We start from the raw sequence: 16724 nt of genomic DNA on the forward strand, positions 1-16724 counted from the left end.
TTTCGAATCACGTATGCGATAAACTGAAACAGATATCTACATTATCGGTACAGGTCCGTGCAATATCTTTCTGAAGTACTCAAAATATTAGACGGCGCGCTCAAGGCCAATGCGGGTATGGCCAGCAACTATGCGGGCTTGCTGGCTGACAAGCTTGACCAGGAAGGTGAGCGCCAGCAGGCACGGCAACTGCGGGAAAGGCTGGCACGTGTTGTTCCTGCTTTGGTGTCAGCTCAAGATGCCGGGCACGGGGTAAGCATGGGGCAATTGCCGACCGACAATGAAAGTCGGCTCAACACGGTAGATGTAAGTCGCCCACAAAGCCGAGACATAGATCTTGTATTGCCTGACGCAATTCAAGGACGTCTTGACGAATTCCTGCAATGCGTCCGTCACCATGACCAATTGGTTAGGGCTGGCGCGGCTCTGCCCAATCGGGTTTTGATTTATGGCCCCCCGGGGACCGGCAAGACTCAAACAGCTCGATGGCTATCGGGACAACTAGAACTCCCGCTGCTGACTGTGCGGTGCGACACCTTGGTGAGCAGCTTGTTGGGGCAAACCAGCCGAAATTTGCGCCGGGTCTTTGACTACGCGGAGCAAACCCCGTCGGTTCTCTTTCTGGATGAGTTTGATGCGCTCGCAGGGGCGCGCGGGAATGAACGTGATGTAGGGGAACTGCAGCGCGTGGTGATTGCCTTGCTGCAAAACATCGACGCCTTGCCTGATAGCACTATTCTTGTGGCTGCCACCAACCATGAGCAGCTTCTTGATGCTGCTATTGGAAGAAGATTCGCTTTTCACATACCTATGCCTCTACCGGACGCATCGCTACGCACCGTCTTGTGGCAACGATGGTTGGGGTCTTATGCCCCAGCCAGTATTGACTGGGATGAACTCAGCGACTTATCTTCCGGTGCTACCGGCGCTGTAATTGAGCATGTGTGCATGGACGTCAAACGCACAGCCATCCTGTCAGGCCAGGCCTTGATTGACAAGAACGAGTTGTACCGGCGCCTGGGACTAACCCAAGCCATGGCCTCGCAAGAGCGTTTGAGCACCACAGAACAGGAAATCGTCTGGCTGCGGCAATGGGCTCCTGAGCATTTTTCATTGCGTGCGCTTGCTGGGATGTACAACCTTTCCACCCGTAAGATCACCAGTATTATTCAAGCAAAAAAGGGAGGCAGCCATGGCAACAAAAAAGGGGTCGGCCGACGGTGAGGCCGCACCCGCGCCGCCCGGACCCAGCCCAACCAATCCATTTATTCTCGTGCCACACGCCGTGGCAGATCTGCAGAACTACGAGGCCGGTGGTGGGGGCACCACTGAACTTGTGCCGGTTACTCAGGCGGTCCGCGAGGAATTGGCGGGAACTCTGCGGGAGACCCGGGCATCCTTGGCCGCAACTCTGCAAAGCTACCCCAATCTGCTCAGCACGGTGGTGTTGAGATTGCGGGAAACGGGCATTGCCAAATCCCATCGGCCTCTGAATCTCATCGAACGGGCAGGACTGGAGTCTGCGGGTCACGCCCACCTGGACGAAATGCTGGTTGGCAGCTCTGCCGCGGGTTTGCAGCAGTTGGAGCAGGTGATTTACGAAGGCTCAACACAGGTCCTGCGGGCCAATATAAGCGCCATTGCGCGCATTGAGCCTTGGACGCGTCAAAAACGCAATCCTGAGGGTTCCCTTGCCTTACGTCAAAACGGTAGCGCACTGCTCCGATTGTTTCGGTACTGGAACGATGAAGCGACTGCAACAACTCGCGCCAATGTTCTGGCTCTGCTCGAACTGTTGGACGTGAAGTTTCATGTTCTTCAAGGGATTGGGTCGGGACTCCTGCTCAAACTCGAAGATCTTGATCATGTCGACGATCCCGTCCTTGATTTGATTCTCGACCATCCGGGAATCCGCACTGCGAGCACCGAGCCATTGGTGCTTACGGCGGCCACTGGCGCGCCTGCTGCAGTCGCCACTGTAGCTGGGCTTCCGTTTTTTGGTGTGCCGTCGGCCGGCCTTCCGACTGTTTCGGTTTTCGACTCCGGCACAGCCGCCGGAAACGCTGCACTGGCACCATGGATAAGCAGTCGTGGCTCTTACGTCCTGCCACCAGAGACTGATCATGTGCATGGCACTGCAGTTGCTTCTCTGGTCGCTGGCGGCAAAGCGTTGAATCCGACTTTTGCTTGTCCGCCTTGCGTTGTGCATGACATTGCGGCTATGGAAACCGCTGGAAGTCCCCTTGCTGTTCTGGCCGAACGTTTACGCGATGCGGTCGCCCTGCGTCCGGATATCAAAGTGTGGAACTTGTCACTCGGAGTCAATGCGCCTTGCGATCCCGATCTGTTCGGTGAACTGGCACAAGTTCTCGACACACTTTCAGATCGCCATGGCGTCCTGTTTGTGGTCGCCGCCGGCAACTATTTATCTGCACCGCGTCGTACCTGGCCACCGGATAAAACCATGACGGCTGACCGGCTGTCAACTCCTGGTGATTCGGTGCGAGCTCTGACGGTTGGATCCATCAGCCACGCCGACTCAGCGGACACACTCAGTCTGGCAGGCGAACCAGCACCCTATTCGAGGCGCGGTCCCGGACCTGTATTTACACCTAAACCGGACATTGTTCACCATGGCGGTAACGTGCATACCCCATGGACAGGTGGCCAGTCCTCTACCCGTGTGCTCGCACCGGATGGGGCAACTTATGCGAGCTTCGGGACAAGTTTTGCCGCGCCACTTGCCTCGGCCATGGCAGCTCATGTCTGGCAATCGCTCGAGGGACACCCCGCGTTGCAGGCTAATCCGGCGCTGGTCAAAGCACTCATGATTCATGCTGGCCAGCTATCCGGGCCCGCCTACCAGGGATGGGAGCGCAGGTATTTTGGCGCGGGCTTGCCGCTTGATGCCATGAGCGTTTTGTTTGACCGTGACGACAGTTTCACCATGGTGTTTGAAGCCAGCCTGATCCCCGGCGCTTGGCGCTGGAGAAAGTCAAACTATCCCATACCCGCGGCACTACGCCACCACGGCAAGCTGCGCGCCGAGGTCATCATGACGGCAGCTTACACGCCACCGCTCAATCCAAGTTTTGGCGCTGAATACGTCAGAGCCAATCTCGAATTGGGTTTTGGCGTTGAGGACGCAGACGGGTTTAAAGGTAAGGTCCCTCTGTTAGGTGAAGAGGGGACCACGGGGTATGAATCCGAGCAGGTGGAGTACGGCGGCAAGTGGGCACCGGTCAAAGTTCATCGACGAAAATTTCCCCAAGGTGTTGCCGGTGACGTGTGGGCGCTGAACGCAAAGTTGATGTTGCGTGCCTTTGAGCCACCTTTGCAGGAAGCCCTGAGAGCTTACATAGTGGTCACTCTGCGCGCGACTGATGGAGACACGAGAGTTCATGCCCAGGGTATCCACGCACTGCAGGCCCGTAACTGGGTGCAGCACGCCTTGCCGCTGCGCGTGCCAATTGTTGTTTAACCATCGACAACTGCCTGCCGAAGCAGCTTCGCGAGCTCCCTGTTGTTAAGGCATTCAATGGCCTACAGCAGATAGACCAATAACCCCACAGCTCAAAACGTCAGATTGCTTATTCTGAGAATTGTGCTTCTTGTTTGCATGGCGACGCTCAGTTGCGCATGCGAATTTGGCACCGGTCCGTGAATCAATTCTTTAACTACCAGGAGCCATCAGATGATTTCCAAATACAACAGCAAGGCTATGCTCTTCTCCGCTATCGCGGTAGCAGCAGCAATGTTCTTGCCATTGGCGAATGCCCAAACCCCCATGGCTGGGGGTATGGACATGAAGGCCATGATGAAGGACAACAACGACAAAATGTCATCCATGGCCATGACGGGTAATGCGGATGTCGACTTTGCGATGATGATGAAAATTCACCACCAAGGAGCCATCGACATGGCTCAAGCCGAACTCAAGAACGGTAAAGAACCGCAAATGCGCAAGATGGCACAGAACATCATTGCTGCCCAGAAAAAGGAAATCGCACAGTTCGACAAATTTCTGGCGAAGCACGGTCATCCCACCGACAAGATGAGCAAGTAATCGGCAGTCTAGGTCCCGCCGCATTGCGCTGATGAATAGTCTTATTCGCCAACGGATGCGTCCGGAGTTGTATAGACAGGTGCAAATCCGCCGCCTGAGGTCCTGAAATTGGTGGTTTGCCCCTGATATACGCGGGCGCTGAGCCACTGAACACTGGCGTTGTATGCATAAGCGCGCAGGTCAAACTTCATTGACACAGGCGAGTCAACCCTTCCAGTGGATCTTGCACCAGGCTTGACCATTTCCTGAGCGACATAATCACCCGCCAGAATATCCTGCCAAACGCCCTTGGTAAGCTTGTCGCCGCGGTAGGCAGCGCGACTGCCAAAACCTGCAACGGGTTTGAAGAAAAGGCTGCGGCGCGCAGCCCAAAGACGCTGCGCATCGGCCGCTTCGACTACCTCCGTCCTCGGAATATTTTCAAGCAGGATCTTCTGGACAGAAGGTGGCACACCCAAACCCTCCAGCTGTCGCGCATCACTTAAAAGGGCGAGCCGCCTTTTGTTGGCATACAGCGCATGAGCCTGCGGATGCGGTGTCAAAACAATCCCTTCAAGAAGGTAAGCCTCACGCAGGGCTGAGCTTTCAGGTAGCTCAAGATAAAAGTCAGTTAATCGGTTGTAAACCAGATCGACTACTTGAATCCCATGTCGCAAGGCGCCGTCACGCCACTCGAATTCCGACGGGTCTGCAATGATGGTATGTAACCCATGCCTCTCGAACAGCTTTTGGAACAGCAGAAACTCGGGGTATAGATACTGATCCCAAGGAGATGAATCCACGATGGCAATTGTCTTTAACGGTACCGTTCGTCCGGCCAGCGCCCACTCGTGGCGGAACATGCCCACTATCGCTTTTTCGAAGCTTTCAATCTCGGCAGGCGTAGGAGCCATCGCTCCCAAATCAGCGCAGCAAGCCCTATGGGCTCGGGCCATGACGGCATTTAACATCGCGCCGCCGGCATTGGTGTTGATCTCGATCAGTCCAAGATGCCCATCAATGAGATGAAAGTCATAGCCAAAAAATACCCCAAGCGCCCCTGTGGGTGCCAGTTGAGCGACCGTTGGTGAACCTGCCAACACCAGCTCGCGGTACTGGGGCATGGCAACTACAGACTCAACGGCTCGGACCACCTCGGCCATCTGCCGTATGTGCTGCGCACCCACAAAAACCGGTTGTGAGGCAAAAAGATAAGGGCAACGCTGCTTAACCATGGCCGACAATTCTTCGGTACCAAGTTCCGAATCCAGGGCACATGCCAATGCTGTTTGATCAAGGCTAAGACAAAAGCACTCCTGATTCAGCAATTCGACCGCACCGCTTGAAGCACAAGGTAGTTGCGACGAGGATTGATTATTCATAAGTGATTGTCTTATTCATTGAGACGCCGTCGGTCTCTTCGCATCAGTATCGATATTTGGTAGTTTTCCAGCGGCGATCTCGCCCATCCGGGCCGGCCCCCACCAAACCAGCGACAGGGCAGCGCCAGCCAACAATACCAGCGCGGCGGTCCAGAATGGTGCCATCGGTGCCAACGTGAACAATGAGCCAGCGCCCATTGATCCAAGCGCCTGTCCGAGATTGCCGGCCGCAGCTTGCTGACCAAGCAATGTTCCAGGCGCAGCCGACTGGCGCTCCAGCAATTCATATGACAAAACCGGGCCTATCATCCCTGCAGCGGTCGCAACCACTGCGATCATCAAACCTAGCGATCCTGCGTCAGGTGCAAACGACGTAAAAGCCAGCGCAATGGCCGAGCTGGCAAATGCTGCAGCCATCCAACGCTGGTCAATGCGGTTTCGCACCGATGAAAAGAGCAACAAAGACTGCGCCGCGAGCATCGCGAGGCTGCAAGTGATGAACATCGCGGCCATCGCCGCAGTGGTCAACCCGAGTGTCTGGCTACCAAACAGATTGAACCCAACTTCGAAAGTACCCACCGCAAACGACGACAACAATGCCAGAAGCATTGATGAATGCAAAAAGCGCTTGCGGGATACACCTGGTTGCGCGGCGATTGGCTCGACGACGCGGTTCGAGCCAAGACACCATGGAGCCAGTAACAGCAGTGGCAGGCCCGCCAAGGCGACCGCCATAGCCGGCCAGTTCAGCATGCCTCCCATCTGTCCCACGGTCACGCCCATCACCGGCCCGGCAAGCCACGTACCGAATGCTGGGCCGGCGAGAAAGCCGATGAAGGAAGCGCTGCCCAGCAGTACGAAGCGGCGACTGCGATCAACTGTCGTGCTGAAGTCGGCAATGTAGGCCTGCGCCGTTGGTACGATCGCAGCGGCACCGGCACCTGCGAGCACCCTTGCGCCGTAGACGACTTCCAGGCTAGGTGCGAGCGCAATTGCCACGCTGCCGACTAGGAACGCAGCAAAACCAATCAGCAGCACCAGAACGCGCCCATGCCTATCCGAGAGTCGGCCCCAGAGCGGCGCGAACATAAAAAGCGCGAATAGATAGATGCCCCCCAGCATGCCGACGTGCCAAGCCACGTTCGACGCAGGCACAGCATCAAGGTAACGCAGCAGATAGGGCCGAATCAGTGGCAGGCCTGCACCGTAGCCCAGCGAAACCACGAAGACCATCGCGCCCAGCAGTGCCATCGCACCCTTGGCAATGGACGATGGAGTCCTTGGAGATCGTTCGAAGCCACCATAAACATCAGTAGCCATGTCGCTATCGTCTTGCGACGTAAAGAACGAAGCCTGCCAGCCAGGCCAGCACCGGGAACAGCAACAACCACCTGAAATCAGAGTGGAGTGCAAAGTTGATTGAGCTCATGAGTGCAACCGTCAGCAACCCGGACATTGCAACAGCCCATGACGCGCCCCTCAAACGCGAGGGAATCGCAACGCGCGCCGCAAAAATGGTGAGTACGCCTGTGCCTGCCATAAATCCCCCCATCACGATGAATACCCGTTTTAGCCAGCCCTCCAGGCCAGGGAGTGCAGTCCGAACTTGCTCAAGAGAGCTGCCCATGAACCTCGTATCTTCCGGTAACAAGGGGGGCCGCAGGAAGATAAAGTAAAGACCTAGTGACACAAGCCAGATTCCGCAGGCGATAAGCAGCCACATCGAGAGATGAGGAGTTCGGATGGGGGCGCTCATGGTGAAATCCATTCTTAATTGCTTCAAAGAACTACCGGTCTGTCCGGCAGCTCATTCTGTTGATCGTCGACTGGGAAGTGCTGCACAAGGTGCTGTTTCGCGGCCAACACGCCGCCAATCACCCCGCCCTCATAGTTCGACTGCTTGAATGCAGCCTCCATCTGGCGGCAAACCTTGCTCCACTCTTCGGCGCCTATCCGGGCGTGGATTCCCCGATCAGCCACGATCTCCACCGCTCGATCAGCGAGCAACAGATAGATCAGCAAGCCGTTATTGTGCTCGGTGTCCCATACGCGCAGCTGAGCGAAAAGTTCGATCGCCCGACTTCTGGGCGACTGTCCCTTGAAAAGTGGCATGCCGTCCAGTGACCCTTCAACCACGAACCGGATCTCTCCAGCATGCGCGGCCTCACTGGCTTTGATCGCAGCCTCGATAGCGTTCAATGCGCTTCGGGGAAAGGCTCGTGTGACCTGACCGTGTGTTGTCAGCAAGTGCTTCAAGATGCGTAGAGTTTTCATGATCACCACCTCCCCGACGCACCGCCACCACCGAAGCCGCCACCGCCACCACGGAATCCACCACCTCCACCTTGACCGCCTCCACCGTAATAGCCACCCAAACCACGCATCCCGTGCCCTCTCATGCCTCCACCGAGCAAGGTGAACAACAGTGCGATCACACCCGCACCTAGAGCCATAGACACGGCACCGACGACGAACCAGGCAATCAGGGCGACGACCCCGCCCGTGACCAATGAGCCGGGAACCTTGCCAAGCGCGGCGCGCAGCACGCTGCCTACGGCGATGGCAAGAATGAAGAGCATGGGCGCGTATTGTTGAAACCCACCGATATTCCTGGCGGGGGTGTTGCTGGGGGCGGGCAACGGCTCTCCGTCAACGACACGGATGATCTGCTCGATCCCGGCCGTAATGCCTCCATAGAAGTCTTGTGCCTTGAAGCGCGGGAGGAGGATTTCCCCGATGATGCGTTTGCTTGTGAGGTCTGTGAGCGCTCCTTCCAGACCGTATCCCACCTCGATTCGGACGGCGCGGTCGTCTTTCGCAACGACCAGAATGGCGCCGTCATCCACCTTCTTGCGTCCGAGCTTCCACTGCTCTGCAACACGCAAGGCGTATTGCTCGACGGCCTCCGGTGCTGTCGAAGCGATCATCAGCACTGCGAGTTGGCTGCCTTTCCTGGCTTCGAACGCTGTCAGCGTTTGCTCCAGGGTGGCTTTTTGCTCCGCAGTGAGGGTGCCGGTCAGGTCGGTGACATGCCCATTCAAAGACGGAATCGGCACTTGCGCCATGACGAGGCCGGACCAACTGAGTGCGCATGCAACAAGCAGTACCCTAACGGTTCTACTCGTCGTCATGCCCGTGATCACTTGGCCACCCCGGAAGCCGTCGCCGCAGGCTTGACGGGTGCTGTATCGAAACCAACGCTTGGCGGCCTGGAGATTTCTTTTTCGTTTTCGACCGTGAAGTTGGCTTTTTCTTTGTAGCCCATCACCATCGCCGTCAGATTGGACGGGAAGGACCGCACCGTCACGTTGTAGTTTTGTACTGACTGGATATAACGGTTGCGCGCGACCGTTATACGGTTCTCAGTGCCTTCCAGCTGTGCAGACAGGTCGCGGAAGCCTTGGTTCGCTCTCAGGTTCGGATAATTCTCCGACACAGCCATGAGTCTGGACAGTGCGCCTGTCAATTGCCCCTGAGCGGCCTGAAATTTCTGGAATGCTGCGGGATCATTAATGAGTTCCGGGGTGGCCTGGATAGACGTGGCCTTGGACCGTGCCTCAATCACTTTGGTCAGCGTATCCTGCTCGAACTTCGCCTCCCCTTTGACGGTATTCACAAGGTTGGGCACCAGGTCCGCACGCCGCTGGTACTGGTTGATCACCTCGGACCAGCTCGCCTTGACCTGCTCGTCGTTGGTTTGAAATGTGTTGTAGCCGCAGCCGGTAAGGGTTAGCGCCACAGTTATGGCCAGGACTGTCAATATTTTTCGCATGGTTTCTTCTCCAAAGTTTCAGGTTGGTTGGGCATTCAGGAAATCTTTTGCAAGCCTCGGTGCCCCGCCCGCGGCAATGCAAAGTGAAGGTAGATGACGACGCTAAGCAAGGCAGCAAAAAAGCACCACACCGAGATGAACCACGTCGCATAGAAGTAGTAAGCCGCGCCGAATGACAGCAGCGCCAAAGCGCCGAAGACCCGAACCCCTCGAAGCGTGGACAGCAGCGGACTCACGGTGGTCGAGACCAGGTACAGCATCATCACCGCCGCAACAAAAAAGTGCGGCGAGTCGTACTCAACGTGTTGGCCTGTGGGGCGCGACACCACCGGGAAGGCCACGAGCATGTACAGCAAATAGATTCCTAAAGCGGATCCCGCCACAACGAGCATCCCAAGTGCGCGCCGACGTCCACCGAGCGGCTCAATCATCCACACTGCTACCGGCAGGTAGGCTGGCCACAGCACATGCGAAAAGAACGAATATACATGTGTCATCACCGTATTGAGCAATGGCGCGTCGTGACTAAAAGTAAGCCAGATTACACCCTCGCTTAGTTGCTGGATTGCGAACAACAGCGGAATTGCGGCGAACGGCCACTGCCTGGGGAGCTTTGCCGATTTAAGCGTAAGCGTACCCAAGCCAAGCAGATAGGCACCTGCGGTGAAGCTGGCCGTGGCGGAAAAGCACATCTAATTCACTCCTGAATTTCGAACATCACCGCCTGCGTAGAGATCGCGCCGTGATAGCGGAACCGGCCACTCGCCGAGGTTACGCTTGGAGGCGAGGATTTGGTATATTCCTGTTCCACCATACTCGAACTCTAGCGCGCAGGCTGCCATGTACAAGCGCCAGACACGGTAGGTCGCCTCACCCACCTCGCGCAGCGCAGCGTCGCGATTGGACTCCAGTCGTTGTACCCAATGGCGCAGCGTCAGCGCATAGTGCGGTCGCAGACCCTCAACATCATGGATTTCGAATCCCGTGCGCTCCATCCCTAGTTGAATGTTGCTGACGCAATCGAGTTCGCCATCCGGGAAGACATAGCGGTTGATGAACTGAGTAGCCACAGTCTTGTTCCAGCCCTCTTCGTCGTGCGTGATGCCGTGATTGAGGAACAGTCCACCAGGACGCAACAGACGCATGACGGTCTTCAGATAGGTGGGCAGGTTGCTCAAACCAACATGCTCGAACATGCCGATGCTCGACACCTTGTCGTAGACGCCTTCGCCGGCCATGTCCCGATAGTCGCGCAGCTCCACGGTTACCAGGTCCTGCAGCCCGTCTGCATTGATTCGTTTCTGGGCATACTCGAACTGCTGCTTGCTAAGCGTGATGCCGTGAGCCCGCACCCCATGCTGCTTGGCGGCCCAGCACACCAGCGCTCCCCAGCCGCAGCCGATGTCCAGCAGCCGCTCGCCAGGCTGAAGCCGAAGTTTGCGACAGATATGCTCCAGCTTGTTGCACTGCGCCTGATCCAGCGATTCGTCGAGGCTAGTGAAATAGGCGCAGGAGTACACGCGCTCCTCGTCTAGCCACAAGCCGTAGAACTCGTTGGAGACGTCGTAGTGAAACTGGATCGCGGCACGGTCACTGTCTTTCGAGTGGCGATGGGAGAAATGCCGGGCGATCCGCGAAGCCATGGTATCACCCGGCTTGATATTGGGATCCGTCATGGTGGGAAGGCGCCAGGCATCCCGCAGCAGGGCCAGCTTGTCCCGCCAATTAAGAGACAGGCGCTCGAAATGCGTCTTTAATGAGAGTGCGCTGTACAGGTCACCTTCGAAATCAATCACACCACGGAAATAGGCATCCGCCAGTAGCAGCGGACTACGCTCAAGAACCAGACGACGCAGGATGGATGGATCGCGCACCACCAGCGTGAAGGATGGCAACTGATCACCGGGCGCATGCAGCATGTTGTTCCATAGCCGCAGGGAGACTGATCCAACGTAACCTCGCATCAAACGGTCGAAGATTCTGACAGCCGTCAAATGTGCAGTGGCTGCATCCGACGCGCTGCCTGGAGCCAGGGATGATGTGTTGCTTGTCATTGTGTACCTCCAAAAGTTGACTAACAGGTTCTTGTGTGAGTCGCTTAGCGGACTTCGCGATGAGGCGACCAGGCCGACACAGCGAACTCGATCTCGGTGGCTCGGCTGGGAAGTTTGACCATGACGCGGAAGCGGTACGGCCCGCTCTTGGCGGTCGAGAACAACTGGCCATAGGTCATTTGGCCGTCGATACTCATCGGGGTGAGGTACTTTGGCGGTGCATCGACAATCCCGGTCTCGCTGAGCTGGGCGCGCACCACAGCGTCCCCGATACGTGCGCCATTAATTGTGAAAAGGGCAACGACGAGGTGATGGACTTGACCACCGTCCTGCGGCACGACACCATGCATGTCTTCCAGAGCGTGTTTTTCTGACACGATGGCGGCGGGCACTAGACCCCAGTAGAGAACCACACCGTCGCGTTCGAGGCGCGCCTGTGCCAGGACGGCGGACGACCCAAGTGCTAGGATGAGCAGCATAAAAAGTGCAGCCAGTTTTGATAGCACGAACGACATGGCGTTCTCCCGGATAGTCTGGTTCGGATTCATGGAAGAAACTCGCGCACGCGGGCTGCAATGGTGGATGCCAATGCGATGCGATTGGACGGGTGCGAAATCGTGTCGCAGCTCACTATGTCAGCTGCACCGGCCGCATGCAGATCCTCAAAAGCCGTTTGTGCGAACACAGCATGCACGGCCACGCACACGGGTGCGGCCAGACCTATACGGCGTAGATGGCCAACGGTTTCGATCATGGTCTGTGCGGTCGAAACGATGTCGTCCACCAGCACTGGCGTGTGCGAGCGCCAGCGATCAACCTCAGGTACTGACACTTCGACATCACGATCGCCTCGCCGGGTCTTTGCCAATATGATGAAAGGCACTTCCGCGCGCCGCGCCACATCCCTTATCCACTGGGCGCTTTCCTCGTCAGGCCCAATCAAAAGCGGTTGGCTGACATTCAGCCGTACCCAGCTTGCGACGCCGTCTGCCGCATGGGCCACCCGCGACGGAATACTGTAAACCTGCGATAGCTCCGCAATGCGGTGCAAATGAGGATCTACAGTAACCAGCCAGTCCACCTGGCCGGAGATCCACGTCGCTACATGCTGAGCGCTGATCGTCTCACCCGCGTGAAACTGCCGATCCTGACGCATGTAGGCCAAGTATGGAGCCACCAAGCCGACTGATACCGCACCAGCTTCACGAATGGCGCATGCGAGAAGAAGGAGCGGCACCAGCTTGTCATCTGGCCGGTCAAGCGTGCACACGATGAACACATGTCGTCCTTCGACCGACGTTTCAGCCCTTACATGGGATTCTCCGTCCGGGAAACGGCGAACCGTTGCAAGTCCGCGATCGAAATCAAAATGAGCAGCCAGATCGTCGGTAAGGCGCTCATTGCCAGGCATGGCGATCCCCACAGCCTTCATTGTTTTGTCTCCTCGCCCAGTGTCAAAATCGGGTGCGTCGCGAGATAGCGCTTAGCGTAGGCCAGTTCTCCCGGTGCCTCCGCGTGCAACGTGAACAAGGGCTGACCAAGCTGCACAGGATCACCCAACTTCACATGCAAAGAGAGCCCGGCAGAGGGAGCGCCAGGCGCGCCGGCGAGTTTGGCAACCCGCGCGAGCCGTCGACTGTCGATGCCGGAGACATAGCCAGTACGTTCGGCTATCACCGCTTCACGCAAAGGGGCAACACCGGGCTCGCGCAAGCCACCTTGCGCCTCGCAGATAGCCTGAAACTTGTCCCAAGCCGCGCCGCTGTCAAGTAGTCGCCAAGCCTCCGATTTGCCAGTGCCAGGAATGCTATGCCCGCAAAACTCCAGGATTTCTCCCGCCAGCACCAACGATCGCATGCGAAGATCCACCGGAGCCGCGGCCGCACCGCGCAACACCGCGAGGACGTCATGCGCTTCCAGTGCAGGGCCGATACCACGCCCAACGGGCTGCGCACCGTTCGTGCGAAAAACCCGCAAGTTGATTCCATGTGCAGCAGCTACCTGCTCAAGCAGGATCTGAAGACGATGCGCATCTTCATTGGTCCGAACCTTGGCGGTGAGACCAACGGGAATGTCGATCACCGCGTGCGTCGCCCCGGCGGCAATCTTCTTGGACAACACGGACGCGACCAGTTGGGCGTCGCTATCAAGGTCCAGTGGACGCTCAACACGGATCAGCAAGTCATCAGCCGGACTCAGGGTCAGCGCACCTCCCCATACGAAACAACCGCCCTCGCGCTCGACGACACGGCGCATTGCAGGTAGATTCAGATCAACACGGGTCAACGTCTCCATCACATCGGCGGTCCCCGCAGGTGAGGTGATCGCGCGGGATGAAGTCTTTGGAATTGTCAGCCCAGCTGCAGCGGCAATGGCAACTACGATGGGAGTAGTCCGGTTGCCAGGCAAGCCTCCAATGCAGTGCTTGTCCGCAATGGGGGTGCGCCCCCAGTCAATACGCTCCCCCACGTCAACCATTGCTCGCGTCAGATCGATTGTTTCCTGAAGATCCATACGCCCACCCGCGCAGGCACTCAAGAAGGCGGCGATATGCATATCCGAATATCGACCCGCAGCAACGTCTGTCACGATGGCCTTGAGCGCAGGGGCATCAAGCCGATGGCCATAGATCTTGGAACGCATGGCACTCAGCGAGTCGAGTGTCGGCGCGTGCACCACGACAACAACGTCTCCCAGAACGGCGTTCAGCGCTTTCCAGGCGCTGGTTGAAAGACTGACCTCCCCTTCCGCTAGTAGATCGGAATCGACAACGTTGATTGTCGCTATGATGCGACGGTCGTGCAGATCTACCTCGACGCGTGTTTGCGCCTCGAAACCTTCAGCGCGGCATACGTGGCAATCACGCCGCATGTAGATCACGAATTCCTGGTGTGTGTCTATCCCCAGGGAACGCAGCCGCAATCCAACTCCGTTCATCGTGCAATCTCAAAGGTCTGGCCCAGCCGGGGGACGGTCACCGACCAACCTAGTTCACGCTCTACGCGTTGCCGGAGCGCATCTGCCGGAGCCGGTTCACCATGATTGAGGAAAACACCCCGAGGTGCCTTCGGAGAAGTTTTGAGCCAATCGACGATCTGGCGCGCGTCGGCGTGGGCGGACATTCCTGGCAAAGACACCACTTCGGCATTAACGGCGACATCCTCCCCGTGAATGCGAATACTTTTCTCGCCGGCAACTATCCTGCCGCCGCGTGTGCCCCCAGCCTGGAATCCGGCGAACACGATGGTGTTGCGTCTATCCGGCGCCAGTGCCTTTAGGTGATGCAGCACCCGCCCACCAGTGGCCATGCCACTTGCCGACACGATGACCGCCGGGTAATGTTGGGCGACCAGCGCACGCGACTCATCCACTGTACGAACCATTTTCGCGACCTGACACATCCCGATGCACTCCTCCGACGACAGCCGGTGCTCAGCGCGATAGCGGTGATAGAGATCGGTCATGTCGATCGCCATCGGGCTGTTCAGGTAAACGGGCATGTCAGGGATTTCCGAACGCTCCTTCAAGCGGTAAATCGAATACAAAAGCGATTGCGCTCGCCCGACTGCAAACGCAGGAATCACTACGACACCTCCGCGTGCGGCCGTGCGCCTGATCACCTCGCCCAGCAGAGTTTCCGCATCTGCCCCGTCATGAAGGCGATCACCGTACGTCGATTCGGTGACGATATAGTCAGCCCGCTCGATAGGAGCAGGCGCCCGCATGACGAGATCGTCCGGGCGGCCCAAGTCCCCTGAGAACAAAACGGTGGTCTCGCCTGCCGTCACCTCGACCGAACTGGCGCCCAGAATATGCCCCGCAGGTCGTAGCCGGAGATGCATTCCGACGACGCCTATGGCTGAGGCATCAAAAGGCAGCGGCTCCAGACGACGCAGAGCCCGGAACGCATCTTCTTCGGTGTACAGCGGCAGGGCCGGTGTGTGTTTGGACCGCTGGCGGCGGTTGGCATACTCCGCGTCCTCTTCCTGCAACCTTCCACTGTCGGGCAGCAGAACTCCGCAGACTTCAATTGTGGATGGCGTGGCAAATACCGGACCACGGAAGCCTTGCTTGACGAGCAACGGCAAGGCTCCAGAATGATCGAGGTGGGCATGCGTCAGGACGACGGCATCGAGTTGCTTCGGATCGAACGGGAATTCCTCCCAGTTCATCGAGCGCAAATTTTTGTAGCCTTGAAACAGACCACAATCGACGAGCAGCTGCTTCCCTTCGTGGGTGACGAGCGTCTTCGAACCGGTGACAGTGCCTGCGGCGCCGAGGAATGCGAGTTTCATTTAGTGACTTTCAGGTAAGTGATTGAAAAATATGGCGTCGGGCGGCACAAACATTGGTTTAGCCATTGCAGTGCAACAACCACCGGTCCTATACAAAGCCCCCCTCATGACAAAGGCCATTTTTTTGATGTGAACGGTGCGCCCACGCCTAAAGAGGCGTCTGTCATCGCAATGGATTCGCTTGCAGGAACACCGCTTATCCCCAGCGCACGGATGGCGTCTATCGTCTCTGGAATAACGATGGCCTGGTTATCCACCATGTAGGCATAGAACAACTCCGCGCCTTCAACATGCAACATGTCGGACCAAAGTCCTACTTCGTACAAGCTGTCGTGCGGTCGGCCGCTGTCGGCCATCAACTCCTTGACCACGTTAGGGGCAGCAAGGCCGGTACTGCCTTCGATCAGGACAACCCGGCTGGTGCAGGAAAAGGCCTTCAGAACCTCCTCTTTGCTCGCCGAACGGGTCATATCAACCGCCCAATAATGGACGTGCGCAATCGTCGTCGGAACAGCGACCGCCATCGTCACCACGTCGAGGTCGGGGTCAACGCTGCGCGCATCGGGCCCTTGGTGGCTCGGAATCGAAGGTTCGGGGAGCACCGTATTCATGATGCCGCCCAGATGACTTTCCCATGGGTCGGTGGCGCGCCGCAGCAGTGTGCCGCGCGCTCGTTTAAGCAGGCCAGCGCGTTTGAGGGCACCCAGGGTGCGAACGATCGATGTAGTGTTGCAAGACACCACACGGGTCGCCGAGCGACCGACCGCCGAGGCGTAATTCGCCTCAGCCACGAAGGAATGCCCAGTGACTTCGTGTTTTTCGCCGCCGTGAAGAATAAATGCCTTTCCTGCGGCGCGATAGCGTTCCGCATTGCTGGCACCAACGCGCTTGGGCGTACAGTCCACGACGATGTCGCAGATGCCCAAGAGATCATCCAGCGACCCGCTGAGATCAATACCCGCATCGCGCATGCGCTGGCTTGCCGACGCGTCTGCGGTATAGAGGGGTATTTGTCGCGTCACGGCGCCCAGAATGCGCCAGTCTGCGGCAACATCAGCTACGCCAGCCAATTCCATATCCGGCTGGGTTTTGATGGCTTCGGCAACACGCTTGCCGATCACGCCGTAACCGACGATGCCTACCTGGATCTTGCTGTTCATTCGTTCTCCTTTATCA

At 57.5% G+C, this 16724-nt stretch carries 16 protein-coding genes; 3 read left to right on the forward strand and 13 right to left on the reverse strand.

The genetic code is table 11. The features are described from left to right. Nucleotides 1-57 precede the first annotated feature (57 nt). From iteA to HYX42_RS19690, 3 genes are all read left to right on the forward strand, one after another. Nucleotides 58-1224 (forward strand): anti-phage ATPase IteA, encoded by a 1167-nt coding sequence (gene iteA / locus HYX42_RS19680; RefSeq protein WP_293406321.1) that lies wholly within the window; start codon nucleotides 58-60, stop codon nucleotides 1222-1224. Beyond that, the gene (gene iteS, locus HYX42_RS19685) at nucleotides 1193-3481 is read left to right on the forward strand and encodes a S8 family anti-phage peptidase IteS (RefSeq protein WP_293406323.1); all 2289 of its coding nucleotides are present in this window, start codon (nucleotides 1193-1195) and stop codon (nucleotides 3479-3481) included. The genes iteA and iteS overlap by 32 nt, the downstream gene beginning before the upstream one ends. Nucleotides 3482-3694: 213 nt before the next feature. Next, on the forward strand, nucleotides 3695-4066 hold the full coding sequence (locus HYX42_RS19690; RefSeq protein ID WP_293406325.1) for a DUF305 domain-containing protein: 372 nt from the start codon (nucleotides 3695-3697) through the stop codon (nucleotides 4064-4066). Between the two features lie 41 nt (nucleotides 4067-4107). Here the strand turns inward: HYX42_RS19690 and HYX42_RS19695 are convergent, their stop codons facing one another. The 13 genes from HYX42_RS19695 to HYX42_RS19755 form a co-directional block, all read right to left on the reverse strand. After that, the gene (locus HYX42_RS19695; protein WP_293406326.1) at nucleotides 4108-5427 is read right to left on the reverse strand and encodes a hypothetical protein; all 1320 of its coding nucleotides are present in this window, start codon (nucleotides 5425-5427) and stop codon (nucleotides 4108-4110) included. A gap of 15 nt (nucleotides 5428-5442) precedes the next feature. Next, entirely contained in the window at nucleotides 5443-6747 is a 1305-nt protein-coding gene (locus HYX42_RS19700; protein WP_293406328.1) for an MFS transporter, read from the reverse strand. Nucleotides 6748-6751: 4 nt separating this feature from the next. Continuing rightward, a complete protein-coding gene (locus tag HYX42_RS19705; protein ID WP_293406330.1) occupies nucleotides 6752-7183 on the reverse strand; it encodes a hypothetical protein in 432 nt (143 codons plus the stop codon). 23 nt (nucleotides 7184-7206) lie between these two features. Further along, nucleotides 7207-7701 carry a TPM domain-containing protein gene (locus HYX42_RS19710; RefSeq protein WP_293406332.1) on the reverse strand — a complete coding sequence of 165 codons (495 nt, stop codon included), beginning with the start codon at nucleotides 7699-7701 and terminating at the stop codon, nucleotides 7207-7209. A gap of 2 nt (nucleotides 7702-7703) precedes the next feature. Then, the gene (locus tag HYX42_RS19715; RefSeq protein ID WP_293406334.1) at nucleotides 7704-8492 is read right to left on the reverse strand and encodes a YgcG family protein; all 789 of its coding nucleotides are present in this window, start codon (nucleotides 8490-8492) and stop codon (nucleotides 7704-7706) included. A 74-nt stretch (nucleotides 8493-8566) separates the two neighbouring features. After that, nucleotides 8567-9199, reverse strand: coding sequence for a LemA family protein (locus HYX42_RS19720; protein ID WP_293406336.1), 633 nt, complete (start codon nucleotides 9197-9199; stop codon nucleotides 8567-8569). 35 nt (nucleotides 9200-9234) lie between these two features. Continuing rightward, the gene (locus HYX42_RS19725; RefSeq protein WP_293406338.1) at nucleotides 9235-9891 is read right to left on the reverse strand and encodes a DUF6629 family protein; all 657 of its coding nucleotides are present in this window, start codon (nucleotides 9889-9891) and stop codon (nucleotides 9235-9237) included. Further along, nucleotides 9892-11163, reverse strand: a complete 1272-nt coding sequence (locus HYX42_RS19730) for a cyclopropane-fatty-acyl-phospholipid synthase family protein (protein WP_293406812.1) — start codon at nucleotides 11161-11163, stop codon at nucleotides 9892-9894. It abuts the gene before it with no gap. Between the two features lie 134 nt (nucleotides 11164-11297). Further along, entirely contained in the window at nucleotides 11298-11768 is a 471-nt protein-coding gene (locus tag HYX42_RS19735) for a hypothetical protein (RefSeq protein ID WP_293406340.1), read from the reverse strand. 29 nt (nucleotides 11769-11797) lie between these two features. Beyond that, entirely contained in the window at nucleotides 11798-12685 is an 888-nt protein-coding gene (locus HYX42_RS19740) for a ribose-phosphate pyrophosphokinase (RefSeq protein ID WP_293406342.1), read from the reverse strand. Next, nucleotides 12682-14190, reverse strand: coding sequence for a thymidine phosphorylase family protein (locus tag HYX42_RS19745; RefSeq protein ID WP_293406344.1), 1509 nt, complete (start codon nucleotides 14188-14190; stop codon nucleotides 12682-12684). The genes HYX42_RS19740 and HYX42_RS19745 overlap by 4 nt, the downstream gene beginning before the upstream one ends. After that, nucleotides 14187-15548 (reverse strand): MBL fold metallo-hydrolase, encoded by a 1362-nt coding sequence (locus tag HYX42_RS19750; protein WP_293406346.1) that lies wholly within the window; start codon nucleotides 15546-15548, stop codon nucleotides 14187-14189. The genes HYX42_RS19745 and HYX42_RS19750 overlap by 4 nt, the downstream gene beginning before the upstream one ends. A 104-nt stretch (nucleotides 15549-15652) precedes the next feature. Beyond that, nucleotides 15653-16708 (reverse strand): type II glyceraldehyde-3-phosphate dehydrogenase, encoded by a 1056-nt coding sequence (locus tag HYX42_RS19755; RefSeq protein WP_293406348.1) that lies wholly within the window; start codon nucleotides 16706-16708, stop codon nucleotides 15653-15655. Nucleotides 16709-16724: the final 16 nt, after the last annotated feature.

The organism is Polaromonas sp. (genome assembly GCF_016185115.1).
Taxonomy (GTDB): domain Bacteria; phylum Pseudomonadota; class Gammaproteobacteria; order Burkholderiales; family Burkholderiaceae_C; genus Polaromonas.